Annotated in this window: 22 protein-coding genes; 19 read left to right on the top strand and 3 right to left on the bottom strand. The window is 71.1% G+C overall.

Annotated elements, in window-relative coordinates; all coding sequences use genetic code 11:
* Positions 1-29 precede the first annotated feature (29 nt).
* Together ACLQ23_RS30780 and ACLQ23_RS30775 are read left to right on the top strand one after the other, a co-directional pair.
* Positions 30-497, top strand: coding sequence for a GNAT family N-acetyltransferase (locus ACLQ23_RS30780; RefSeq protein ID WP_355628976.1), 468 nt, complete (start codon positions 30-32; stop codon positions 495-497).
* 87 nt (positions 498-584) lie between these two features.
* Entirely contained in the window at positions 585-1727 is a 1143-nt protein-coding gene (locus ACLQ23_RS30775; RefSeq protein ID WP_355595235.1) for a polysaccharide pyruvyl transferase family protein, read from the top strand.
* 8 nt (positions 1728-1735) lie between these two features.
* Here the strand turns inward: ACLQ23_RS30775 and ACLQ23_RS30770 are convergent, their stop codons facing one another.
* Entirely contained in the window at positions 1736-1942 is a 207-nt protein-coding gene (locus ACLQ23_RS30770; RefSeq protein WP_167943160.1) for a hypothetical protein, read from the bottom strand.
* Positions 1943-2024: 82 nt separating this feature from the next.
* Between ACLQ23_RS30770 and ACLQ23_RS30765 the strand changes: the two genes are divergently transcribed.
* The 3 genes from ACLQ23_RS30765 to ACLQ23_RS30755 all read left to right on the top strand — a co-directional run bounded on the left by ACLQ23_RS30765 (position 2025) and on the right by ACLQ23_RS30755 (position 6876).
* Positions 2025-2546 carry a DinB family protein gene (locus ACLQ23_RS30765; protein ID WP_425881470.1) on the top strand — a complete coding sequence of 174 codons (522 nt, stop codon included), beginning with the start codon at positions 2025-2027 and terminating at the stop codon, positions 2544-2546.
* Positions 2547-2711: 165 nt separating this feature from the next.
* Positions 2712-5897: a DEAD/DEAH box helicase gene (locus ACLQ23_RS30760; protein ID WP_355595239.1), complete on the top strand. Its 3186-nt coding sequence runs from the start codon at positions 2712-2714 to the stop codon at positions 5895-5897.
* Positions 5898-5976: 79 nt separating this feature from the next.
* The gene (locus tag ACLQ23_RS30755; protein ID WP_355595241.1) at positions 5977-6876 is read left to right on the top strand and encodes an SWIM zinc finger family protein; all 900 of its coding nucleotides are present in this window, start codon (positions 5977-5979) and stop codon (positions 6874-6876) included.
* Between the two features lie 4 nt (positions 6877-6880).
* Here the strand turns inward: ACLQ23_RS30755 and ACLQ23_RS30750 are convergent, their stop codons facing one another.
* A complete protein-coding gene (locus ACLQ23_RS30750; protein ID WP_355595243.1) occupies positions 6881-7138 on the bottom strand; it encodes a DUF3040 domain-containing protein in 258 nt (85 codons plus the stop codon).
* A gap of 432 nt (positions 7139-7570) precedes the next feature.
* Between ACLQ23_RS30750 and ACLQ23_RS30745 the strand changes: the two genes are divergently transcribed.
* Genes ACLQ23_RS30745 through ACLQ23_RS30725 form a run of 5 tightly spaced genes read left to right on the top strand, consistent with a single transcriptional unit; the run spans position 7571 to position 13898 of the window.
* On the top strand, positions 7571-9691 hold the full coding sequence (locus ACLQ23_RS30745) for a DUF1800 domain-containing protein (RefSeq protein ID WP_425881469.1): 2121 nt from the start codon (positions 7571-7573) through the stop codon (positions 9689-9691).
* Between the two features lie 8 nt (positions 9692-9699).
* Entirely contained in the window at positions 9700-11082 is a 1383-nt protein-coding gene (locus ACLQ23_RS30740) for a DUF1501 domain-containing protein (RefSeq protein WP_355595247.1), read from the top strand.
* The gene (locus tag ACLQ23_RS30735; protein ID WP_355595249.1) at positions 11079-12497 is read left to right on the top strand and encodes a ferredoxin reductase family protein; all 1419 of its coding nucleotides are present in this window, start codon (positions 11079-11081) and stop codon (positions 12495-12497) included. The genes ACLQ23_RS30740 and ACLQ23_RS30735 overlap by 4 nt, the downstream gene beginning before the upstream one ends.
* An 11-nt stretch (positions 12498-12508) precedes the next feature.
* Positions 12509-13126 (top strand): FMN-binding protein, encoded by a 618-nt coding sequence (locus ACLQ23_RS30730; protein ID WP_355595251.1) that lies wholly within the window; start codon positions 12509-12511, stop codon positions 13124-13126.
* A 49-nt stretch (positions 13127-13175) separates the two neighbouring features.
* Positions 13176-13898, top strand: coding sequence for an FAD:protein FMN transferase (locus ACLQ23_RS30725; RefSeq protein WP_355595315.1), 723 nt, complete (start codon positions 13176-13178; stop codon positions 13896-13898).
* Between the two features lie 398 nt (positions 13899-14296).
* Here ACLQ23_RS30725 and ACLQ23_RS30720 read toward each other — a convergent pair whose 3' ends face one another.
* Positions 14297-14968 (bottom strand): bifunctional DNA primase/polymerase, encoded by a 672-nt coding sequence (locus ACLQ23_RS30720; RefSeq protein ID WP_355595253.1) that lies wholly within the window; start codon positions 14966-14968, stop codon positions 14297-14299.
* 250 nt (positions 14969-15218) lie between these two features.
* On the opposite strand from ACLQ23_RS30720, the gene ACLQ23_RS30715 reads away from it, so the two are divergent.
* From ACLQ23_RS30715 to mctP, 9 genes are all read left to right on the top strand, one after another.
* Complete coding sequence (locus tag ACLQ23_RS30715) at positions 15219-16448, top strand: helix-turn-helix domain-containing protein (RefSeq protein ID WP_355595255.1); 1230 nt, start codon at positions 15219-15221, stop codon at positions 16446-16448.
* A gap of 16 nt (positions 16449-16464) precedes the next feature.
* Complete coding sequence (locus ACLQ23_RS30710; RefSeq protein ID WP_355595257.1) at positions 16465-17037, top strand: flavoprotein; 573 nt, start codon at positions 16465-16467, stop codon at positions 17035-17037.
* 125 nt (positions 17038-17162) lie between these two features.
* Positions 17163-17999 carry a Nif3-like dinuclear metal center hexameric protein gene (locus ACLQ23_RS30705; protein WP_355595317.1) on the top strand — a complete coding sequence of 279 codons (837 nt, stop codon included), beginning with the start codon at positions 17163-17165 and terminating at the stop codon, positions 17997-17999.
* Positions 17989-18726, top strand: coding sequence for a zinc ribbon domain-containing protein (locus ACLQ23_RS30700; protein WP_053653196.1), 738 nt, complete (start codon positions 17989-17991; stop codon positions 18724-18726). Before ACLQ23_RS30705 ends, ACLQ23_RS30700 begins: the two co-directional genes overlap by 11 nt.
* Positions 18727-18729: 3 nt before the next feature.
* Positions 18730-19887, top strand: coding sequence for a bifunctional RNase H/acid phosphatase (locus ACLQ23_RS30695; RefSeq protein WP_355595259.1), 1158 nt, complete (start codon positions 18730-18732; stop codon positions 19885-19887).
* Positions 19821-20057, top strand: a complete 237-nt coding sequence (locus ACLQ23_RS30690; RefSeq protein ID WP_355628967.1) for a putative leader peptide — start codon at positions 19821-19823, stop codon at positions 20055-20057. The genes ACLQ23_RS30695 and ACLQ23_RS30690 overlap by 67 nt, the downstream gene beginning before the upstream one ends.
* Positions 20058-20164: 107 nt before the next feature.
* Positions 20165-22636, top strand: coding sequence for a M14 family zinc carboxypeptidase (locus ACLQ23_RS30685; protein WP_355628964.1), 2472 nt, complete (start codon positions 20165-20167; stop codon positions 22634-22636).
* 242 nt (positions 22637-22878) lie between these two features.
* On the top strand, positions 22879-23130 hold the full coding sequence (locus tag ACLQ23_RS30680) for a DUF3311 domain-containing protein (protein ID WP_355632702.1): 252 nt from the start codon (positions 22879-22881) through the stop codon (positions 23128-23130).
* 118 nt (positions 23131-23248) lie between these two features.
* The gene (gene mctP / locus ACLQ23_RS30675; protein WP_355632679.1) at positions 23249-24898 is read left to right on the top strand and encodes a monocarboxylate uptake permease MctP; all 1650 of its coding nucleotides are present in this window, start codon (positions 23249-23251) and stop codon (positions 24896-24898) included.
* Positions 24899-24968 lie beyond the last annotated feature (70 nt).

Raw genomic sequence — 24968 nt, 5'->3', positions numbered from 1 at the left:
CGGAGCCGGTGGAGTTGACCTTGATGCCGATGAGTGAGCAGGAGCTGGCCCGGCTTCTGGGCCCGCTGGAACGCGCGTACGCCGAGGATCTGGCCACGCACCAGGGGATGAGCGTGCAGGCGGCGCGGGAGCGGTCGGCGGACCAGTTACGGCAGTTGCTGCCGGCGGGCGCGGCCACCGAGGATGCGCTGCTGCGGCTGGCGCGGGTCGGCGACACCGAGGTCGGCTGGATCTGGGTGACCCTGCCCGGGGCGGCCGGCACCACCGACGCCACCCGGGCCTGGATTCACAACATCGAGGTGCATCCGGCGCACCGGGGACGCGGCTACGCGCGGCGGATGATCCAGCTCATGGAGGCCGAACTGGCCCGACTCGGCGTACCCGAGGTGGGGTTGAACGTCTTCGGCACGAACACCGTGGCGATCGGGCTCTATCAGAGCCTCGGGTTCCAGGTGACCGCGCAGCAGATGGCCAAGCCGATCGACCCGGTGGGCTGAGCCTGCGGCGATGCCGGTCCTCTGAGCAGGACTGTTCGTCCGTCCAGCGGGAAACCGCGCCGGACCGCACCCGGGGAGGAGCGACGGATGACGCATGGCGCCGGACTGACAATCGGTGTGCTCGGCTCGTACGGTGGTCGGAACCTCGGTGACGAGGCGATCCTCACCGGCCTGCTCACCGATCTGCGCACGCAGGAGCCGAACGCCCGGATCATCGTCTTTTCCCGTAACCCCGAGCACACCCGTGCCGCCCACCCGGACGTGGAGGCGGTGCCCTGGGAGGGCGTCAGCCGTACCGACTCGGCGCTTGTCCTGGCCCAGCTCGACCTGCTCATCCTGGGCGGTGGCGGCATCCTCTACGACCGGGAGGCCCGCCGCTACCTGCGGGTCGTCCGGGTCGCGCAGGAACGAGGGCTACCCCTTATCACGTACGCGGTGGGGGTCGGGCCGCTCAGCGACTCGGTGGACACCGGCATGGTCCGGGAGACGCTCGCCAGCGCCGTGCAGGTGACAGTCCGTGACCAGGAGTCCCGGATGGTGCTTGAGGAGGCCGGGTTGCTCAACCCGATCACTGTCACCGCCGACCCGGCGTTCCTGTTGCAGCCAGCCGACTTTCCGGCCCACCTACTGGCCGAGGAGGGTGTGCCGGTGGGCAAACCTCTTGTCGGGATCAGCGTGCGGGAGCCGGGACGGGCCGCCGAACGCCTCGACGTCGACGGATACCACCGGCTGCTGGCCCAGATCGGCGACTTCCTGGTGCACCGGATCGACGCGCACGTGCTGTTCGTGCCGATGGAACGCGACGACATCCGGCACTCCCACGGGGTGCTGTCGCACATGGTCGCCGCCGAGCGGGGGCGGATCCTGCACGGCAACTACTCCCCGGAGCAGGTGCTCGGTCTGATGCGCCACTTCGACCTGGCCGTCGGTATGCGCCTGCACTTTTTGATCTTCGCGGCGATGGTGGGCACGCCGTTCCTCCCACTGCCGTACGCCGGCAAGGTATTCGACCTTGCCCAGCGGCTCGGAGTGCCGGCGCTGCGTGGCGTGGAGCGGGAGGTCGAAGGGCCGCTACTGGCCGAGGTCGACCGGCTCTGGGACGAACGCGAGGAACGCGCCGAGGCCACCGCGCGGCGGGTGGCCGAGGTCTGCGAGCAGGCCCGGGGCACCTCGGAGGTCACCCGCGCGGTGCTGGAGAGCCTGCGTAGCCAGACGCTGACCCGGGTCTGATCCGGCTGTCACACCGCCGGGCCGGTCCACCGGTAGCGCCACTCGCGGTCTTCCTCGCGGGCGGACTCCAACTCGTAGATCTGCGCCTCGGCCAGCCCTCCGGAACCGAGGTGGTGGTGGGTGAGCGGCGGGCGGCCGTTGCTGTCCAGTTCCACGGTCACGGTCTGCCCGTCCGCCGCGCCGCCGACGAGGAGGATCTGCACGGAGGAAGCCATGCGCCCATCCTGCCTGCCGTGCCGCCCGCCCGCAGCGGATAGCGGGGCAGTGCGACGACAGTTGCGCGGCTAGGGTCGGCGGATGGCAGAGCAGTCCATCGATATGACGCTCGGTCCGGTGCGCGCCCGCACCGGCGACGAGCGGGCGGTGCTGGAGTCGTTCCTCGACTTCCACCGCGCCGTGCTGCTGCGCAAGCTGCGTGGTCTGTCCGACGCCGATGCCGGTCGCCGGTTGGTGCCGTCGGCGACCACGCTCGTCGGTCTGGTCAAGCACCTGACCCTGGTCGAGCGGAACTGGTTTCCGACCCTGTTGGCCCCGGAGCCCGGTGCGGTCCACCTGACCTCGGCCGAGGACGCGGCGGCGAGCTTCACGCTCGACGACCAGGACACTGTCGCCGGGCTCACCGAGGCGTACGAAAGGGCCTGCGCCCGGTCCCGGGCGGTCGCTGCGAGATTCGACCTCGACCATGTGGTGCCGCACCCGCAGCTCGGCGAGGTGTCGCTGCGCTGGATTCTCGTGCACCTCATCGAGGAGACGGCCCGGCACGCCGGTCATGCCGACATCCTGCGGGAGTTGACCGACGGCGAGACCGGCGCGGTCTGATCTGTTGCGCTCCGAACCGCTTGATCGCGGGTTCATGGAAATCGGGGTGTCCTGCCGACGCGGATACCGCGATTTCAGTGAAATCGAGTCGATCATGGGCGGCGGCGCGTCGTCTTCCCACCTGGGCCGCCTATCCTGGGCGCGGGCGGCGACGAGGGGGAGTACGTGCTTGTCATCCACGGGCTGTGGCTGCCCGGCGACGGCGCGTCCGCGGGGCTCGCGGTGTGGGCGGAGGACAGCGCCGCCCCGGTAGCCGCCACGCCGCGCTCCGGCCGCCCGCCCCGGGAGCGCCAGCACCCGTTCGTCGCCGGGCACGCCGACCTGGCCGCAGTCCTCGCCGACGCCGCCGAGCCGGCACGCCCGGACACCGCGCTGCTCACCCTGCCGACCCGGGCGGGCGCGCCGACCGACTCACCCGAGCTGATCCGGACCGCCGTCGCACCCCCGGCCCGCGCCCGGCTCACCCTGGCCAGGTGGCGGGTCCCCATCCTGGTGTACGCCCCAGACGACGCCCTACCGCTGTTACGCGCCCTGCACGATCTCCCTGTGGTGCCCGGCTCGACCCTGCGCCACCTCGCCGAGGTTGCCGACTTCGCCGCCGACCTGGTGACCCGGGGCCGCGTCCTACCCGGCGTCAGCCCGACGGCCGCTGTGGCGCTGCCGGGTGCCGGCGGCCAGGTTCCGGCCCTGGCCGTCTGGCGTCCGCTGCTGACCGGCACCGACGCCGCATGGGCGCGATCCCTGGCGCTGGCCCTGCCGCCAGCGGCCCGAGCCGCCGCCGGTTCGAGCGGTGCCGAGCTGACCGCTGCTGCGCTGGTCGCGGACGCGCTCGACGCGCTTACCGACGCCGCCGCCCGGGCCGCACTGGCGACCACCACCCTGGCCCGGGGCCTGCGTCCGGGCGGGCCGGCACCGGTCTGGTTGGCGGCGCTCGCCGGCCCGCGGCGCGACTTCACCATCGAGGCGGCGGCGTTGGCCACGCTCCGCACCGAACTGGACGACTGGCAACGGGACGCGGCAGGCGGCGCGATCCGGGCCAGCTTCCGCCTGGTGGAGCCGCCCCCCGACGAGATCACCGAACCAATCCTCGCCACCCGGTCCGCGTCGACCGATGCCAGCCACGCCGACGGCAGCCTGGCCGCCCCCAGCCCGGCCGCCCCCAGCCCCGTCGAAGACGGGCCTGCCGGTGGTGGGCGGTGGCGGTTGGAGTTCGGCTTGCAGGCCGCTGACGAGCCCGGCCTGCACGTCGACGCCGGGCAGATCTGGCGGTCGCCGCACACCCTCGGTGGGCTGGCCGGCGCCACTTCCAATCCGCAGGAGACCCTGCTCGCCGAGCTGGGCAGGGCCAGCCGGCTCTGGCCGGATCTGGACGCCGCGCTGCGTACCGCCGCGCCCGAGGCGATGGACCTGGACGTCGACGGCGCGCACCGGTTCCTCAGCGAGGGCGCTCCGGTGCTGCACGCCGCCGGTTTCGGGGTGCTGCTGCCGTCCTGGTGGCAGCGCCCGTCGGCGCGGCTCGGCGCCCGGCTGCGCGCCCGCAGCCGTACCGCGCCCGGCACGGTGGCCGGCACCGAGGCCGGCGTCGGGTTGGACGCGCTCGTCGACTACCGCTGGGAGGTGGCGCTCGGCGACCAACCGCTGTCCGCCGACGAGTTGGCGGCGCTCGCCGAGTTGAAGACCCCATTGGTACGCCTGCGCGGTCGCTGGGTGGAGCTGGACCCGGGGCGTCTCGCCGCCGGGTTGCGTCTGCTCCGGTCGGCGGGCGAGCTGACCGTCGCCGACCTGCTGCGCCTCGGGCTCGCCGACGGCGACGACACCGGTGCGCTGCCGGTGCTGGAGGTGACCGCCGACGGTCCGCTGGGTGATCTTCTCGCCGGTGCTGTCGAGCGGCGGCTCACCCCGCTCGATCCGCCGCCGGGTTTCGTGGGGACGCTGCGGCCGTACCAGCGGCGTGGGTTGGCCTGGCTGGCCTTCCTGCGCTCACTCGGGTTGGGCGGCGTGCTCGCCGACGACATGGGGCTGGGCAAGACTGTGCAGCTGCTGGCGCTGCTCGCCGGGGATCCGCCGGACGCCGGGCCCACACTGCTGGTCTGTCCGATGTCGCTTGTCGGCAACTGGCAGCGGGAGGCGGCGAAGTTCACGCCGGGGCTGCGTGTGCACGTACACCATGGGGCGGAGCGGGTGCGGGGGCCGGAGTTCACGGCGGCCGCGCACGGCGCGGACCTGGTCCTCACCACCTATTCGGTGGCGGCCCGCGACGCGGTGGATCTGGCCGGCATCGACTGGCACCGGGTGGTAGTGGACGAGGCCCAGGCGATCAAGAACGCGTCGACCCGACAGGCCGAGGCGGTCCGTGCGCTGCCCGCGCGGCAACGGGTGGCGGTGACCGGTACGCCTGTGGAGAACCGGCTCGCCGACCTCTGGTCGATCATGCAGTTCGCCAATCCGGGTCTGCTCGGGCCGGCGGCGACGTTCCGTAAGCGGTTCGCCGAGCCGATCGAGCGCAACGGTGACGCCGAGGCCGCCGAGCGGCTGCGCCGGATCACCGGACCGTTCGTGCTGCGTCGACTCAAGACCGACTCGTCGATCATCTCGGACCTGCCGGAGAAGCTGGAGATGGAGGTGCTCTGCAACCTCACGGCCGAACAGGCGGCCCTCTACCAGGTGGTCGTCGACGACATGCTCGCCCGGATCGAGTCCAGCGACGGCATCGAACGGCGCGGGTTGGTGCTGGCCACCATGACCCGGCTCAAGCAGGTCTGCAACCACCCGGCGCAACTGCTGCGCGACGGCTCGCCGCTTGACGGTCGCTCCGGCAAGCTGGCCCGGCTGACCGAGATCCTGGAGGAGGTGCTGGCGGCGGGGGAACGGGCGTTGCTGTTCACCCAGTACGCCGAGTTCGGTGCGATGCTGCGCGGGCACCTGTCGGCGCGGTTCGGCCGGGAGGTGCTGTTCCTGCACGGCGGTGTCGGCAAGGCCGAGCGGGATGCCATGGTGCAGCGGTTCCAGTCGGCCGAGGGGCCACCGCTGTTCGTCCTGTCGCTCAAGGCCGGCGGCACCGGGCTCACCCTGACCGCCGCCAACCACGTGGTGCATGTGGACCGGTGGTGGAATCCGGCGGTGGAGGACCAGGCCACCGATCGGGCGTTCCGGATCGGGCAGCGGCGGCGGGTGCAGGTCCGCAAGTTCGTCTGCGCCGGCACCGTGGAGGAGAAGGTGGCCGCGATGATCGCGGACAAGCGCGCCCTAGCGCAGCGGGTGGTGGGCACCGGCGAGCAGTGGATCACCGAGCTGTCCACCGGGCAGCTGCGGGAGCTGTTCGCCCTGGAGGCCGGCGCGGTGGTGGAGTAGTGAGCGAGCGGAGCGAGCGAACCATCAGGCACAGCAGCGTTGTGCCTCGCGGCAGCACGGATCGCAGCGGAGTGCTGGCGTGAGCACCGACAGGTTCGCCGACTACGGCCGTCCCCGCCGGGTCGACGGGGGTCTGCGCGCCCGCAGCGCCCGTGGCGCGATCGGGCGGTCCTGGTGGTCCCGGCGTTTCCTGGAGGTGCTGGAGTCGTTCGCGCTCGGCACCCGGTTGACGCGTGGCAGATCGTACGCGCGGGCTGGTCAAGTGCTCCGGCTCGACATCGCGCCCGGGCGGGTCACGGCCGAGGTGCAGGGCTCCCGGCCGCGCCCGTACGAGGTCTCCATCGCCCTTGCCGCGTTTCCGCCCGCGCTGTGGTCCCAGGTCGAGGCGGAACTGGCCGGGCAGGCGTTCTTCAGCGCCCGACTGCTCGCCGGGGACCTGCCCGACGAGTTGGAGGAGCTGTTCGCCGCAGCCGGCGCGCCGCTCTTTCCGGGCGCCGTGGACGAGCTGACCCAGCGTTGCAACTGTCCCGATTTCGCGGTGCCGTGCAAGCACCTCGCGGCCACGTTCTATCTGCTGGCCGAGGCGTTCGACGCGGACCCGTTCGAGCTGCTGCACTGGCGTGGGCGGTCCCGCGCGGACCTGCTCGACCGGCTGCGTGCCCGTCGGGCCGAGGCCACCGGCGCGGCGGTCACCGTCCCGGAGTCGTCCACCGTAGACCGCAGAGGGTCCGATGTGGACGTCCTGCCGCCGGCCGGTGCGGCGCGGGCGCTCGCCGGGCTGTCGGCGACCCCGCTCGCCGAGGCGACGGACCGGTTCTGGGCGTCGCCGGTCCCGCTTCCTGACCGGCCGCCCAGGCTGGCGACTGGACCGGACCTCCTGCTGCGCCAGCTCGGTCCGCCAGCGCCGGCCATCGGCGGGCCGGGACTGCTCGAACGGTTGCGGCGCGCGTACCGGGCGTTCGACCCGGCCGACCGGTGAGCCGTCATGTCCATCGGCGGCGGAACCGCCACATGACCGCCGCGTTGGCGATCAGCACCACCGCGCAGATCGCACCGGCCAGCCGGCCGGCGAACACGGCCATCGCCGGAAGCGAAGCCCACAGCACGATCGTCAACAACATCAGGTAGCGGCCCCGGCGGCCCCGGATCCGGTGATCGAGCCGGGCGAAGAAAGCTGGGTCGCTCTCCCGGAGCTGACGGGTGATCTGGTCGAACCTGCGCTGATCCTCTTTGCTGAGCATGGCGCTGCCTTCCCCTCACGCGTTCAGCGGTTCGGCGGCATACCCGCTGCGGTGGCGGCTCACGCTCGCCCGCCGCTCCTACTTTTCCTCCCGCGTGAAGGCACCTCACGTCCTGCTTATCCGTACCTTAAGTTTGTCTGTGGTCGCGGACGACGCCGAATGTCTCGCGTACGGCGGCGTGGTCCGATCCGTCCCCGGCTGCGGTACGTCCGCCCTGCTGGGAAGGTCGATGCCCGTCTCGTGCGCCCGACCCGGCACCGCTGCGCTGGTGAGCCCTGTCTTAAGTGCCCTCACGAGGGCGTTCAGGACAGCTTGAAGGCACCTGGGCGCTTGGTTACCTTGCCGTAGCAACCCCCTCAGGCAACAGTCGCCGCACCTGCCGCACCCGCTCGGTCGCAGCTTTCGGCGCTCATCAGAAATCGGGATTGGTACATGGCCGACCAGAATGTGCCACCACGTCGACCGCGGGACGACCGCGGCTGGGACGGACGCCAGCACCACAGTGCGGACGGGTACGGCGACTTCACCGCGTCCGCGTCGTACGGGTACGACTCGCCCGACTCCCATCAGGGCGGCTACCCGGCGCAGTCCGACCCGCGTAACCAGTACGGCGACGGATACGGACACCCCGCCGCAGCCCCGCGCGGACCTCAGTGGGTCGGACCGGAGGGTCTGGGCCGCCCGGCCCCCGCCCGCCCGGCCGGCAGCGGACTGCCCACCCTGGACGATGACGACGAGCCGGGCCGCAAGGTCGGCCGGCGCAAGGCCATCGTCGCGCTTGGCGGTACGGCCGCCGTCGTGGCCGGCGGTGCGGCGCTCGCCATGACCCCGCAGATCCGTGGCCTCTTCGGCGACGAGGCGGCGGCCGGCGACGCGACCGGCAGCACTGTCACCGACGGCAACGCGGCGCGGCCCAGCGGCCAGCAGCCCAGCACGGTGCGCACCTACACCGAGCAGAACGAGAGCTACATGGGCTCCCGGGCCGGAGAGGCGCTGAAGAAGAACGCGCCCGCCGGTGGCCGGACGTTCTCCGGGCCGGCGGCAGCCGCCGCGGAGACCCAGGTGACTGTCAAGACGGTGCTGGCCAAGGACCCGATCCTGCACCTGGCCCGGCGGACCACCTTCGGTCCGACGCCGGGCGTGATCGCCGACATCAAGAAGCAGGGCATCGACGCCTGGATCCGCGCCCAGCTCGACCCGGACAAGATCGAGCCGAGCAAGGCCGAGTTGAAGATCGCCGAGCTGCCCACCCAGAAGCTCACCGTGCAGCAGTTGCGCGAGCAGCGGGAGGCGCTCAACGAGCAGGGCGCCCAGGCGCAGCGGGAGGTTGTCGACGCGACCATCGCCCGGCAGATCTGGTCGAAGCGCCAACTGTTCGAGGTGATGGTCGACTTCTGGAACGACTTCCTGCACGTCGCCGCCGACTTCGACGGTGGCGAGGCGTACCGGACCTCGTTCGACAAGGACGTGGTGCGCAAGCACGCGCTGGGCAGCTACCCCGAGATGCTTGTCGCCGCGAACAAGCACCCCGCGCTGCTGATCTACCTGAACCAGAAGGACTCCCGCAAGGACGCGATCAACGAGAACCTCGCCCGGGAGAACCTCGAGCTGTACTCGGTCGGCGTCGACGGCGGCTACACGGAGGGCGACGTCCGCCAGGCGGCCATGCTGCAGACCGGCCGTGGCGTCGACGACAAGGGCCAGTACCGCCTGCGGGTCAACCAGCACTACATGGGCAAGGTGAAGATCCTCGGCTTCACCCACCCGAACACGTTCAGCATCAAGGACGTCAACAACCCGACCGACAAGGAGATCGCCGCCGTGGACGCGGCGATCGACAAGTACATCACCTACATCGCGCTGCACCCGTCGACGGCCAAGTACGTCGCGCAGAGCCTCGCCACCCGGTTCGTCTCGGACACCCCGCCGAAGTCCCTTGTGGACCGGCTCGCCAAGACGTACAGCAGCAACAACGGCCTGATCAAGCCGGTGCTGATGACGCTGTTCAGCTCCTCGGAGTTCTGGGCGGCGGTGGGCCAGAAGGTGCGCCGGCCGATGGAGTACCTGGTGGCCACGTACCGGACGCTTGGTGTCAGCCCGGACGCGTCGCCGACGCACAACAACGGCGACAGCAAGCGCACCCCCTTCGCCCGGGGCCTGCGGCAGGTCCACGACAAGCTGCGCGAGCTGGGCCAGTACCCGATGGGTCAGCCCACCCCGGACGGCTACCCGGACGTCTACGTCGCGTGGACCTCGGCCGGCACCATGGTCAACGGCTGGAACGAGGCCGGCGAGATCGTCGCCGGCTACCGCACCGTGTTCACGTACACGCCAGCGCAGAAGCTCGTCGCCAAGCCGCCGGCCACCGCCGGGGCGTACGTGGACGCGCTCTCCCTGCGACTCGTGGGTCAGAAGCTGAGCACCCGGGAGAAGAACCTGATCCTCGGCGTGGCCGGCGTGCCGGCGACCGCCAAGGTCGACGCCACGTTCAACGGGGCCATCACCGCCGTCGCGCGGGCGATCCTCGCGTCCCCCCAGCACCACCTCCGGTGAGGCACCCGATGGAGAAGACTGTGTACAACTCTTTCCCCCTGCACCCCGAATGCCCCGACCTGCGGCGGCTGGCCGACAACCCGGCCGAGGCGCTGCTGCGTGCCGAGGCAGACCTCGTCGCCGCCGAGAACGCGGCCGAGGCGGACCGCTACCGCACGCTGGAGAACCTGGAGGAGGCCCAGCAGGACGGTCGCGGTGTCACCCGGCGTACCTTCGTCGCCGGTGCGGCGGCGACCGCCACCGCGCTGGCCACCGCCCAGTTCGTCACCACGTCGGCGTCGTTCGCGGCGACGAAGACCGGCACGCTTATCCACGTCTTCCTCTACGGCGGCCTGGACGGGCTGAGCCTGGTGGCACCGGACAACGACCCGGTGCTCGCCCAGGCCCGCCCCGACCTGCTGCTCGGCAACGACTCGCTCGCCCTGAGCCGGGGCTTCAAGCTGACGAGCGCGTTCAAGCCGCTGGAGCAGTGGCTCAAGGCCGGCCAGTTGGGCTTCATCCCGGCGGCCTCCGACGAGCGGCTGTCCCGCAGCCACTTCCAGGCCGCGGACGCCTGCAACCTGGGTGGCCTGCCCAACGAGACCGGCGGCCGGGGCTGGCTTGACGGCCTCGTCGACAACCTCGGCAAGGGCACCGCGTTCCGCAGCGTCGGCATCGGCAGCACGCTGCCGCGCTCGCTGGTCGGCAACAACGGCGCGATCTCGCTGAACAGCGTCGGCTCGCTGCGGCTCAACGGTGACGAGAAGTTCCGGGCGGCCACCGAGAAGGCCATCAAGGGGCTGTTCACCGGGATCAACCACCCGGTCGAAGAGGCCGTGCAGGAGGGCATGGGTGCGCTGGCCACGGCGCAGAAGCTCGCCGCCAAGCCGTACCAGCCCGCCGAGGGCGTCACGTACGAGGGCGTCGGTCGCGCGTTCCAGCAGCTCGCCCAGCTGATCAAGGGCGGCGCCAACGTCCGGGTCGCCACCGTCGGCATGGGTGGCTACGACACCCACGAGAACCAGGGCACCCGCGAGGGCGGCCAGCTGCACCGCCGGCTGGGCGAACTGGCCAAGGCGATGGCGGCGTTCTTCACCGACCTCGGCCCGCAGTCCGCCGACGTGACGATCATGGTGTCCAGCGAGTTCGGCCGCCGAGTCCGCTCCAACGGTGGCGGCACCGACCACGGACACGGCGGCGTGATCACCGTCCTGTCCGGCAAGAAGCTCGCCGGCTCGCTGCTCGGCACCTGGAACGGCCTGGACAAGTTGGACTCCGGCGACGTGCCGGAATACAACAACATGTTCAACGTCTACGGCTCGCTGGCGCAGGGTCGGTTCGGGCTCACCAACGCGGAGGTGCAGAAGGTGTTCCCCCGCATGAAGTACGCCCCGATGAAGCTGTACGCGTGACGTACCCGCACACCCACGCCACCGGCCGCCGCACCGGGACCTCGTCCCGGCACGGCGGCCGGTCGGCTGCGCCCGTACCCCCGCAGGTGCCGGAGCGGCGCGGACCCGGCGGCCGGCGGCTGCTTGTCGTGCTGCTCGTGCTCGGGCTGCTGGCAAGCGTGTTGCCCTGGTGGCTGGGGACGCCGGCCGGCTCGCTGCGGACCACCGCGGCGACCGTCACCGCGGCGGGCCGGATCACCGGCCTGATCGCCGGCTACCTGCTGCTGGTGCAGGTGCTGCTGATGAGCCGGCTGGCGGTGCTGGAACGGTGGATCGGCGGCGAGCATCTGTCCCGCTGGCACCGCGACATCGGCGCGACGCTGCTGGTGGCGGTGCTGGCGCACATGTCGCTGATCCTCGTCGGCTACGCCGACCTGCGAAACCAGTCGATCGTCGCCGAGGTTGGCACGCTGCTCGGCGACTACGAGGACATGATCTCGGCGTTCGTCGCCACCGGCATCATGATGCTCGTCGGGTTCAGCAGTGTGCGGGGGATCCGGCGGGCGCTGCCCTACGAGCTGTGGCACCTGCTGCACCGGTCCAGCTATCTGGTGCTGCTGCTGGGCTACGGGCACCAGTTCACCCACGGCGCGCAGCTCTACCGGCCCGGCCCGGTGCGTACTGGCTGGATCGCCCTGTACCTGCTGGTGGTCGCCGTCCTGCTCTGGGGACGGGTGATCGCGCCGCTGGCGTTCAACCTGCGCTACAAGCTGCGGGTCGCCGACGTGGTCGCGGAGAGCCCGGACACCGTCTCCATCTATCTCACAGGCGAGCGGCTCGGCCGGTTGGAGATGCTCGGCGGGCAGCACTTCCGCTGGCGTTTCCTCACCCGCGGCTGCTGGTGGCAGTCGCACCCGTTCTCCGTCTCGGCCGCCGCCAACGGCCGCTGGCTGCGCCTCACCGTCAAGGTGGTCGGCACGCACACCGCCGACCTGCGCGACCTGGAACCGGGCACCCGCGTCTGGGCGCAAGGTCCGTCGGGCACGTTCACCGCCGCGCACCGGATCCGCGAGCGGACCCTGCTGATCGCCGGCGGCAGCGGCATCACGCCCATCCGGGCCATGCTTGAGGAGTTGCCGCCGGGCGCCGCCCTCATCTACCGGGCCAGTACGCCCGCCGACGTGCTGCTCAGCCGCGAGCTGGACTGGCTGGCCCAGGAACGCGACACCTCCATCTGGTACGTCATCGGCTCCCGCGACGATCCCGGCCCCCGCCAGCTCATGAGCCCCGACGGGCTGCGCCAACTGGTGCCCGACGTGGCCCGCCGCGACGTCTACCTGTGCGGTCCGCCCGGCCTGGTCGAGCAGTCGGTGCGCGCGTTGCGCCGGGCCGGCGTGCCGCGCCGGCAGATCCACCTGGCCACCTTCGAGTTGTAGGAAGGCATCGCATGCGTCGCGCGTTGCTCGCGATCACCGGTCTGGCCGCCAGCACCACAGCGCTTGTGGTGCTCAAGGGCTCGCCAGCTGTCACCCCGGCTGCCCAGAACCTGCCGACCTCCCAGCCGGTCAACCCCGCAGGCCCGGGCGCCGACCCGAGTGTCGCCCCGGACGCCCCCGCCGGCTCGACCGGTGCGACGCCGAAGCCGTCGGAAAGCGCCGACGCGGCCACGTCGCCCAAGCCGGGCAAGACCACAGCCCGTCCGTCGGGCACCCGCACCACGGCGAAGGCGCCGACAGCGCCGCGCACCACCACCAAGGCACCCCAGCCGACCACGCGCCGGATCACCGGGCCGGGGGTGGACGCCAAGGACGGGTCTGAGACGTACGGGTACGTGCAGGTGCAGATCGTGGTCTCCGGCAACCGCATCGTCGAGGCCACCACCCTGTCGCTGCCCAGCGGCGGCGAGTCCGACATCCACAGCGGCGACGTGCGGGACAGGTACAACGGCACCGGCGGCGAGGTCGTGCAGAAGCAGAGCGCCAACCTGAACACCGTCTCCGGCGCCACCGCAACCAGCAACGCCTACAAGCAGTCGCTGCGGGCCGCCATCGAGCAGGCTTTCTGACGTGCCGGCCACGACGACCCGACCCGGGCTGTGCCGGGTCGAGCAGATCATGGGTACGGCGATCACCGTGGACCTCGCCGACGATCTGCCGCCGGCACGCCTGCACGAGCTTGCCGACGAGGTCTTCGGCTGGATGCGCGAGGTGGACGCCCGGTTCAGCACCTACCGGGACGACAGCGAGGTGTGCCGCTTCGACAGGGGCGAGGTGCTGCTCTCCGAGGCGTCGGCGGACCTGCGGTTCGTGTTGGAGGCGTGCGCCGACCTGTGGGGTGCCACCGACGGATTCTTCGACGCGTACGCCACCGGCCGGCTCGACCCGTCCGGTTTCGTGAAGGGCTGGGCGGCGCAGGTCGCCTCGGACCGGCTGCTGGCCGCCGGAGCGCCGAACCACTGCGTCAACGCCGGCGGCGACGTGCGGGTACGCGGGTTCTCCCCGGCGGGGGAGCCGTGGCGGATCGGCATCCGGCACCCGTGGGACGCGATGGCGACCTGCCTGGTGCTCGCCGGAACCGACCTGGCAGTGGCCACCTCCGGGGTGTACGAGCGGGGTCGACACGTGCTGGACCCGCGCCGAGGCGCTCCCGCCAGCGGCTTGCGGTCGGTCACGGTGGTCGGCAGCGATCTCGGGGTGGCCGACGCGTACGCCACGGCGGCCCTTGCCATGGGCGCCGCCGGCAGCGGCTGGCTGGACCGTTGCCCCGACTACACCCACGCGGTGATAACGGACAACGCCCGCCAATACCACTCCCCAACCCTCCCCACAACAACCTGACCCCGCCCCACGTCGCCGCGATCTTGCAGTTTCGGTCGCCGTTTTGCCGTGACTAAGGCGTTTGTCCGGGCAGAAAGTGCAAGATCGCGGGGGCATTCTGGGGTGGAGTCAGCGCACTGGGCGGTTTGTGCCTGCTGGGCGGGTGCCGGTGGGGCGGGGGCGGCCGGGGCGTGAGCCGGCGGGACGGGTGCCTGCCCAACGGCGTCCGGGGTGGCTGCGGCGGGGCGGCTCGGTGCCGCCTGGATGCGGCGCTCTGTCGTCCGTGGACATCGTTCCCCCGTTCGTGGCGCGCGATCGCGCTGGCACTTGGTCGCTGTCCCACTGCTCAACGAGGACCGGCGCTCCGGCGACGCTGTCGGTCACCGGATCGAGTCCGCCCCCGGCAGGGTGGCGCCGGCTCACATGCCCCGGCGGGGGAGCGGCAGGTGGCCTGGGAGCAGGTCGAGCGTGAGCGTCACGCCTGTGGCGCGCAGCGCCTCGATGAGCGTGTTCTGCACCAGGTAGGAATCGGGAAGCTGCCACCGGGCCTGCTCCGGCGCGACCGCCCAGCGGACCGTCCCCTCGGGCAGCCTGGTGGGCGGCGCCGGGATCCACGATCCCGGCCCGTGGCGGACGACGTGGAAACAGTGCTCCAACTCCGGACGGAGCGGATCGCCCGGGCGGACCAGGAACATCCACCGGCCCGTCGGGGTGACCAGCACCGGTCCGCGTACGCCGGTGCCGGCCGGGTGGGTGCGTACCGCGTCGAGCACGTGCCGGCCCAGGTGCGCCGGCACCTCCAGCACGTCGAAGGCCCGCCCGGTGGGCAGCAGTACGCCGTGCGGGCGCGTCCGCCACCAGGTGGCCACCCGGATCGGGTCGGCGCTCGCGGCCAACTCCCAGTTCTCCAGTGCGGGGTGGCAGCCGACGGTGGGGCAGCCGGCCCGGCCGCACACGAACCGGCTGCGGGCCAGGCAGGCGCCGGGGGTGACCTCCCAGCCGTGTACGGCGTACCTGATGGCGACCCGGCGCAGCCGGACCCGCTCCAACGGCGACAGTTCGGCGACGCGCGGTCCGACATTTCGCCACATGATGTGCCATCTCCCTTCGTCGGGCCTGGCGAACGCCAGGTCGCATGTCGAGCGCCGTCACTGCCGTAACCCACGATCGTTGAGGTTGACGAACGGCTCGTGCAACTTGCACGAAAAGTACGAGGACTGGCTATCCGGCTGACGTACACGCTGTGCGACCAGCGCAAACCTGAACAGGACGCTGGACCGCCGCACCCGCGGACATCGCCCCGGCCCGATGGACGGTGGCGGCAGGGGAGGGGATGGGGAGATGGACGAGCTACCCATAGGGCGGCGAGTGGCCTACTGGCGGGGCCGGCGCAAGATGTCGCAGCAGGTCTTCGCCGACCGGCTGGGCAAGTCGAAGAGCTGGGTGGACAAGGTCGAGCGCGGGGTCCGCCGGCTGGACAAGTTCTCGGTCCTCTACGAGATCGCCGACATCCTCCAGATGGACGTGCAGTTACTGCTGGGCCGGGACCCGGAGCGACGTACCGACGCGCTGAACTGCATCGACCAGGTCGAGGTGCAGGAGATCCGGGCGGCCCTGGAGCGGTACGACTCGATGAGCGCGTACTTCGACGCGGCGCCCTGCCCGCCGCCGCTTGACGACGTGCGCAAGGCCGTGAACCACGCCTGGCTCACCTACCAGTACGGCCGGTACGGGATGCTCACCCGGGCGCTGCCGAAGCTGCTGCGCGACGCCCAGGCGGCCGATGCCGCGTACGGCGGCGCCCAGGCGCCGGAGGCGGCCCATCTGCTCGGGCAGGTCTATCAGATCGCCTCCTCGGTGCTGCGCAAGCTCGGCGAGTGCGAGCTGGCCTGGCTGGCGGCGGACCGGTCGATGGCTGTGGCCCAGCGGGCGGACGACCCGCTGCTGGCCGGAATCGCCACCACCCGGGTCTGCAACGCACTGGTCGCCATGGGCAGGGGTCGCCCGGCGCTGGAGCTGAACGTCCAGATCGCCAACCGGCTGGCGCCCGGCGGCAGCAACGACGTCTCGCCGGCCCGGCTCTCGGTCTACGGGATGCTGCTGCTCCAGGGCGCGATGGCGGCTTCCCGGATCGGTGACTCGGCAAGCGTCGATGATCTGATCAACTGCGCGGAGGAGGCGGCGACGCTGCTCGGCAGCGACCAGAACCACTACTGGACGTCGTTCGGCCCGACGAACGTCGAGTTGCACCGCGCCGCCGCCGCCGTGGAGTTGGGCGACGGGGGCCGGGCCGTGGAGGTGCACAGGCTGCGCATCTCGGAGCCTCTGTTCAACGCGTTGCTGCCCGAACGCCGTGCTCATCACCTGCTCGACATCGCCCGCGGGTACGCGCAGATCGGCGATGTGGCAAACGCCGGCGAGATGCTGCTGCTCGGCGATCGGCTCGCGCCGTCGGAGATCCGTTGCCGTCCGATCGCCCACGAGGTCATGTCGGACATCCTTCGTCGCACACGTGGTGCGCCGCCTTCTCCGGTAGCGGAGTTGGCTGAGCACATGGGAGTAGGGGTATGAGCGCGGAGCCGGTCTGATGGCCGGCGGACAGCGCACAAGCGAGCACCGTTCCGTGCTCTATGTCATCGCCTGCGGTTCGCCGCTGGCACGTCACGTCGGGCGTCTGGTCGACCTGGCCCAGCAGGACGACTGGGACGTCTGCGTGATCACCACGCCGGACGGGGCCAAGTTCGTCGACCAGCCCGCCCTGACCCGTCAGACCGGGCACCCGGTGCGTACGCACTACAAGAACCCAGGTGACCCGGACGTGCTGCCACCGGCCGACGCCATGATCGTGTGCCCGGCGACCGTGAACACGATCAACAAGTGGGCGGCCGGTATCGCGGACACGCTGGCCCTCGGGTTGCTGGTGGAGGCGCAGGGCAAAGGGCTGCCCATCGTGGCGGTGCCGTACACGAACATCGCGATGGCCGCCCACCCGGCATTTCGGGCCGGCGTGGCCCGGCTGGCGGAATGGGGCGTCACGATGCTCTTCGGCGATCATGTGGTGGCCCTGCACCCGCCCGGGACAGGCGAACAGCACATGCACATGTTCCCCTGGCAGATGCCGCTGGCCGCGCTGCGTACCGTCGCTTACCGCGCGGCCTGACCGCCCGCCGGCCGCGTCCGCGAGGTAGCCCGACCGGCGCGGCCGGGCGTCGCCGCCGGACCGTCGCCGCGCCGGTAAGCTGGGCCGCCGTGAGCGTATGCGTATCCACCCCCTCGGTGACCGACGTGGTCGCCGAGCTGGAGCGGCGCTACCCGCCGGTCTGGGCCGAGGAGTGGGACCGGGTCGGCCTGGTGCTCGGTGAGCCGGCCGCCCTCGTCCGCCGGGTGCTCTGTGTGGTCGACGTGGTGCCCGAGACGGTCGCCGAGGCGTTGGCCGTCGGCGCGGACATGATCGTCTCGCATCACCCGCTGCTGCTGCGGGGCGTCTCGTCGGTCGCCCCGACGACTTTCAAGGGCCGGATCGTCCACCAGTTGATCCGGGCGGGGGTGGCGCTCTACGTGGCGCACACGAACGCCGATGTGGCGTCGCCAGGCGTCTCCGATGCCCTCGCCGCCCGGTTCGGCCTGACCGGGCTGCGCCCGTTGCAGCAGCCAGCGCCCGGTTCCACCGCGTACGGCGACGACCGGGGCTTCGGCCGGATCGGTGAGTTGCCCCGCCCGATGACCCTCGCCGAGTTGACACGGCACGCCGCCGCCGTGCTTCCCGTCACGTCGTGGGGAGTTCGCGCTGCGGGGGATCCCGGGCGTATGGTTCGTACCCTCGCCGTCAGCGGCGGGTCGGGGGACAGTTTCCTCGGCGCCGCGACCGCTGCCGGGGTGGACGCGTTCCTGACCGCCGACCTGCGGCACCATCCGGCCGGCGAGCACCTCGCGGCCGGTGGTCCCGCCCTGATCGACGCCGCCCACTGGGCGACCGAACGACCGTGGCTCGACGATCTGGCCGCCCTCCTTCGGGAGGCGCCGGGCGTCGAGACGCTGGTGTCCGACCTGGACACCGACCCGTGGACCGTGCACGCCGCCGCACCCGCTGTGGACGACAAGGAGCCCGACCGTGAAGGCTGACCCCAAGGTGCAGAGCCGCCTGCTCGACCTTCAGGCCATCGACACCAACCTCGCCCAGCTCGCGCACCGCCGTCGGTCGCTGCCGGAGCGTGCCGAGCTGGAGGCGCTGGCCCGGGAGTTGTCGTCGCTGGAGGACGAGCGGGTCCGCGCCCAGGTGGCGGTCGACGATCTGGATCGGGACATCGCCCGCCTGGAGAAGGACGTCGACCAGGTCCGGGCGCGCAAGGAGAAGGACGAGAACCGGCTCGCCGCCGGCACCGGGCCGGCCCGGGAGCTGGAGGCGTTGCAGCACGAGTTGGTCTCGCTCAACCGGCGCCAGGGTGACCTTGAGGACGCCGAGTTGGAGCTGATGGAGCAGCGGGAGACCGCGCAGGGCGTGCTGGACGGCGTGGAGAAGCGGCTGGCCGAGGTCCGGGAGAAGCGGGCCGCCACCGAGCAGCGCCGCGACGACGCGCTTGCCGAGATCGCCAAGGAGGAGGAGTTCAAGCGGGGCGCCCGTCAGCCGCTCGCTGCCGACCTCCCGGCCGAACTTGTCACCCTCTACGACAAGATCCGCGAAGAGACCGGGCTGGGTGCGGCGCTACTCACCGCGGGCCGCTGCGGAGGCTGCCGGCTGGAGCTGTCCGGCGCCGACCTGGCGCGGATCCGCAAGACCGCCCCGGACGACGTGGTCCGCTGCGAGGACTGTCGACGGATCATGGTCCGTACCAACGAGTCGGGCCTGTAGGTCGTGGCACCGCGCGTGGTGGTCGTCGAGGCCGACGGCGGGTCGCGGGGCAACCCCGGCCCGGCCGGCTACGGCGCGGTGGTGCGCGACGCGGAGACCGGCGAGGTGCTCGCCGAACGCTCCGAGTCACTGGGTACGGCGACCAACAACGTCGCCGAGTACCAGGGTCTGATCGCTGGTCTGACGGCCGCCGCCGAGGTGGGTGCCGGCGAGGTGGACGTCCGGATGGACTCGAAGCTCGTGGTCGAGCAGATGTGCGGCCGGTGGCAGATCAAGCACCCCGGTCTGCGTCCGCTGGCAGCTCAGGCGGCGACGCTCGTGGGCCGGTTCGACGCCGTCCGGTTCACCTGGATTCCCCGCGACCAGAACCGGCACGCCGACGCGCTCGCCAACGCCGCGATGGACGCTGCCGCCGGTCGCCCCACGCCTTCTGCCGCCAGCGCCCCGGCCTCGGCCAGCGCCCCCGCCGGCGGTGCCGTGATCGGCAGCGACCCGGCGACCGCCCCGGCGTCCTGGGAGCCGCGTCCGAGCTTCACCGCCACCCGGCTGGTCCTGGTGCGTCACGGCGAGACCGAGTACACCGAGCAGGGCCGCTACTCCGGCCGGGGTGACGTGCCGCTCTCCGCGCGCGGTCGCGCCCAGGCCCGCGCCACCGCCGCCCGGGTCGCCGAGCTGGTCCCGTCCGTCGCGGCAGTGCTCAGCTCACCGTTGTCCCGGTGTACGTCCACGGCGGCGGCGATCGCCAGTGCGCTCGGTGACGTGCCGGTCCGCACGGAGGACGACCTGATCGAGTGCGACTTCGGCCAGTGGGAGGGGCGCACCTTCGCCGAGGTGCGTCAGCAGTGGCCGGGGGAGATGGACGCCTGGCTCGCCTCACCCCGGATCGCCCCGCCGGGTGGCGAGTCGTTCACCCAGGTGGCCGAGCGCATCCGGCGGGTCGTCGGCGCGCTGCCCACGGCGTACCCCGCTGAGGCTGTGGTTGTCGTCTCCCACGTCTCGCCGATCAAGCTGGCGCTGCGCGATGCGCTCGCCGCCGGTGACGGCTTCCTGCACCGGCTCTTTCTGGACGCGGCCGGCATCTCGGTGCTCGACATGTGGCCCGACGGCGGGATCGCGGTGCGCACGGTGAACGACACCGCACACCTCGTAAAGATCGACTAATTCCCACCTGTCGGGAGGGTTTTAGCTCCAGGGCTCCGACCAGGGCGGAAACCGTTGACAGTGGAGCTCGCGCGCCCCAAGATCGGTTTGTGCGAAGCGTTCACCTGACGAAGCGGGGTCACATCGACCTCCTGCGCGTCGCCAGCGCAGCCTGTCGACGCTCCATCTGACGCCGGGTCCACCCTTTCTCGCACGCAGCAGGCGTACCCCCTTCACCGCTGGTCTCCGGCCCAGCGGCGAGTCCGCCTGCGCGTACCTCCCGACAGGAGATCTGTCCATGTTGCTCAAGAGACGTCTGTCCCGCCTCACCGTGACGGTGGTGAGCACCGCGCTACTGGCCACAGTGGCCCTCACGAACCCGGCGTCCGCCAAACCGGGGCACTCGACCCCGGGGCATCCCGGGCCGAAGCACGGTGCCGGCCACTCCGACGTCCGGGGCTACCCCCGGCAGAGCACCCTGCCGCTCTGGCCGGACAACCCGGCCGACGCCTCCATCCCGATCGGTGTGATCCCCTACGACGAGATCGCGCCGAAGCTGAACGCCCTCCAGCGGGCCAGCAACCGGGTGTCCGCCCAGGTCGCCGGCAAGTCCGCCGGTGGCTACGACCTGTACGTGGTCACCGTGACCGCGCCGGAGAGCCGCGCCGAGGCACAGCAGCAGGAGACCTGGAAGCGGCTCATCGAGGACGACCCGGCGCGGGCGCAGCGCGACCGCAAGCTGCTCGCCGGTTACAAGACCCCGCTCTTCGTCAACGGCAACCTGCACGGCAACGAGTGGGAGGGCACCGACGCGGCGCTGCGGGTAATCGAGAACCTCGCCACCGACCGCAGCCCCGAGGTGGCCGCGCTGCTGAAGCGCAACCGACTGGTCTTCATCGTCACCGCGAACCCGGACGGACGGGTGGCCGGGACCCGGCCCAACTCGGCGGGTTACGACCTCAACCGTGACCTGACCATCGTCTCGCAGCCCGAGACGAAGATCATCCGCGATCTGATCATCGACACCAAGCCGATCATCACGCTGGACCTGCACGGGTACGTCAACCCGACCCTGCTGCACCCCAGCACCCCGCCGCACAACGTCAACAACGAGTACGACCTGTACATCAAGCACGGCCTGCCGAACGCCCTGGCGATCGAGGAGGACCTGCGCGGTCTGGGCTACCCCGAGACCCAGCAGGCGCGGATTCCGTTCCGTGACGACGAGCCGGGCGTGTGGGACGACTTCCCGCCGATCTACGTGCCGTCGTTCGCCATGCTCCAGAGCAGCATCCCGTACACCATCGAGGCACCGCTGAACCCGCGCGGCACCAACCTCACCCCTGCCGAGCGGGTCCGCCGCTCCGGCATCAACACCGACGTGCACGAGGTGGCGATCCGTACGTCGCTGCGCTACATCCAGGACAACCGCGCGCAGGTGCTGCACGACCAGGCCGAGGTCTACCGCCGGGGCCTCGCCGGTGAGCCGCTGCGCGACATCCCCGACGGCTACGTGCCGGGCTGGGGTCCGGAGGACAACTACAACACCACGTTCCCCCGGTCGTACGTCATCCCCACCGGCACCGGGCAGCGCTCCGAGCCCGCCGCGGCCCGTCTGGTCGACCTGCTGGTCGGCAGTGGCGGCCGGGTGTGGCAGGCGAAGAAGGCGTTCAAGGCCGACGGCAAGACCTACCCTGCCGGCTCGTACGTCGTCGACATGCACCAGCCCAAGCGCGGTCTGGTCAACTCGCTGCTCGAACCGGGCGCGGACATCACCGACCGGGTGGGCGACCTCTACGCCGGCCCGGCCGCCTGGAGCCAGGGCCTGACCTGGGGCGCCACTGTGGACACCCTGTGGAACACCCTCCCCGGGGTGCGTCTGGAGCGGGTCTACGACGCGCGGGCCGAGGGCACGCTGCCGGCCGGCAAGTCCGACCTTCGCCTCGACCTGCGGGACGCCGCCGACCTGCTCGCGGTGAACTCGCTGCTGGCCAAGAACATCGCGGTCTACCGGCTCGCCGACGGTTCGGTGGTCGTTCCGAACACTCCGGCCAACCAGAAGCTGGCCCGTGCCGAGGTGAAGGCTCACGGCGTGCGCTTCGAAGCGGCGCCGAAGGGCTGGCGGGGCACCCTGCTGGACCGGGTCGTTGTCGGCTACATCGGCACTGTCGAGGAGCGGGACACCCTCGCCGCCCTGGGCTTCGAGGCGCGTGCGGTCACCGCCGCCACGCTGGCCGGCACGCTGACGTCCGACGTCGACGTGCTGCTGGTCGCCAGCAACGTCAACCTGACGAACCTGACCGCCGAGAACCGGGCCGCCCTCGACGGCTTCCTGGCCCGCGGCGGCGGCGTGGTCGGCCTAGGTACCCCCGGGGCGTCCTTCGGCAACGGCACGGGGCTGCTGAGCGTGACCGCCACCGCGGCGCCGAGCCTGGCCAGCGGCGTGGCCAACATCGTGAACAACGGCGGGCCGGTCACCACCTCGGCCATCCCGCACGCGTTCATCAGCCAGCCCGTCTGGTTCACCAACCTGGGCGCCAACGTCCAGGTCGAGCAGTCGTACGCCGCCGACCCGCTGCTGTCGGGCTGGTGGGCCACCGGCGGCGCCAACGGGCAGGCCGCTGCGGCAAACAACGCAAGCATCGTGCGGGCCGTCTCCACGGCCGGCAACGGTGTGGTGCTGTTCGGCACCGACCCGACGTTCCGCCTGCACCCCAAGGGTCTGCAGTCGCAGCTCGGTCGGGCGCTGCTCTGGGCAGCCCGGCGTTGAGTCTGATCGGGTGAGCTGACAGCCTGCCCACGTGGGGCCCGGGTGCGTTTCGCACCCGGGCCCCACGCCGTCTCCGGGGCGGCTCGGATCGGCCTGACACCTGGTACGTCTGTCGATGCCGCTCGGCGCACTACGGACGCCGTTCGGCGCAGCGCCGTCCATTCATCGACCGTGATGACGGTCACAGAGTCGTAGCCTCCGGCCGTTACATCGAGAGCCACGACTCCCCGGAGGTGTGTCAGATGGCTGCACCGGAACCGGAGGCGCCCACCACGGCGCCCACGACGGCCCAGTCCAGGGCGAAGGACCACAGCCCTTGGAACTGGCTGCTCTTTGTGCCCATCGTGGTGCCGCTGATCCCGGCGTTCTTCAACGGCGACGCACCGCGAATCTTCGGGTTCCCCCGCTACTACTGGCTGCAACTGACCTGGATCCTGCTCGGCGTGTCCACCACGACGTTCGTCTACCAGATGACGAAGCGGAGGGCCCGGTGAGCGCGAGGAGTGAGCCGGGTTTGCGAGCCCCGCAGTCGCGAACGAAGGAGGTTCGCTTGAGCGCGAGGAGTGAGCCGGGTTTGCGAGCCCCGCAGTCGCGAACGAAGGAGGTCCGCTGATGTGGCGCGACCATCTCACCGAGATCATCGTCTTCACCCTGCTGTTCCTGCTGGTCAGCGCCATGGGCTTCGTGGCTGCGCGCTGGCGGGCGCCGAAGGACATGGCGCACCTGGACGAGTGGGGCCTGGGCGGGCGCAGCTTCGGCGGCTGGATCACGTGGTTCCTGGTCGGCGGTGACCTCTACACCGCGTACACCTTCGTGGCGGTGCCGGCGTTGATGTTCGGGGCCGGCGCGGCCGGGTTCTTCGCGGTGCCGTACACGATCGTCGTCTACCCGCTTGTCTTCCTGGTGCTGATCCGACTCTGGTCGGTATCGCACCGGCACGGGTTCGTGACCCCCGCCGACTTCGTCCGCAGGCGGTTCGACTCGCCGGTGCTGGCGCTGCTGATCGCGATCACCGGGATCGTGGCCACGATGCCGTACATCGCCCTGCAACTGGTAGGCATCGAGGCGGTCCTCAAGACCATGGGCGTGACGGGGGAGAGCACCCTGGCCCGGCACCTGCCGATCATCATCGCGTTCGCGATCCTGGCCGCGTACACCTATCAGTCGGGGCTGCGCGCGCCGGCGCTCATCGCGTTCGTCAAGGACAGCCTGATCTACATCGTGATCCTGGTGGCGGTCATCTACCTGCCGTACAAGCTGGGTGGTTGGGGTGAGATCTTCGACGCGGCGGACGCGAAGTTCCAGGCGTCGCCGAACCCGAACGACGGCATCCTGCTCAACGGCAACAACCAACTCCAGTACGTCACACTGGCGTTCGGTTCGGCGCTGGCGCTGTTCCTCTATCCACACAGCATCACGGGTGTGCTGGCCAGCCGGAACCGCGACGTGATCAAGCGGAACATGTCGGCGCTGCCCGCGTACAGTCTGCTGCTCGGTCTGATCGCGCTGCTGGGCTACATGGCCATCGCGGCGGGGGTGAAGCCGCTGCCCGGAGCGACCGAGGGCAGCGTCGACAACAACACGATCGTGCCGCTGCTGTTCGACCAGCAGTTCCCGGACTGGTTCGCCGGGGTCGCCTACGCCGCCATCGGCATCGGCGCGCTGGTGCCGGCGGCGATCATGTCGATCGCGGCCGCGAACCTGTTCACCCGCAACATCTACAAGGAATACCTGAAGCGCGATGCGACCGCCGCGCAGGAGGCGAACGTCTCGAAGATCACCTCACTGGTGGTCAAGGTGGGCGCTGTGGCCTGCATCGTCTTCCTCGACCCGCAGTTCTCGATCGACCTCCAGCTCATCGGCGGCGTGATCATCCTTCAGACGCTGCCGGCGGTGGCGCTGGGCCTCTACACGCGCTGGTTCCACCGGACGGCGCTGATCGTCGGCTGGGCGGCCGGCATGGGGCTCGGCATGTGGATGCTCTACCAGGTGGCCAGCCCGACCCGAAAGCACTTCGGCGGCTCGGCGTTCCCGCTGGAGAAGTTCGGCTTCGACACCCCCAAGACGATCTACGTGGGCATCGTGGCGGTGCTCGTCAACCTGGCGGTAGCGGCCCTGTTGACGCTGATCCTGCGTGCTGCCAAGGCCCCCGAGGGCGTCGACGGAACAACCCCGGACGACTACTTCGCCGACGAGGGCGACCCCCGAGTAACCCCCGGCCCCACCTCCGAAGCCACACCAACCCGAGAACCAGTCGCCTAACCCCCGTCGATCATGGAGTTGTGGTGCCTGGTGGATGGCGATTTACGCTAATCGTCCCCCACCACAACTC

It is taken from the genome of Micromonospora sp. DT41, assembly GCF_049841715.1.
Classification (GTDB): Bacteria; Actinomycetota; Actinomycetes; order Mycobacteriales; family Micromonosporaceae; genus Micromonospora; species Micromonospora profundi.
This window is presented reverse-complemented; position numbering and strand designations above follow the sequence as displayed.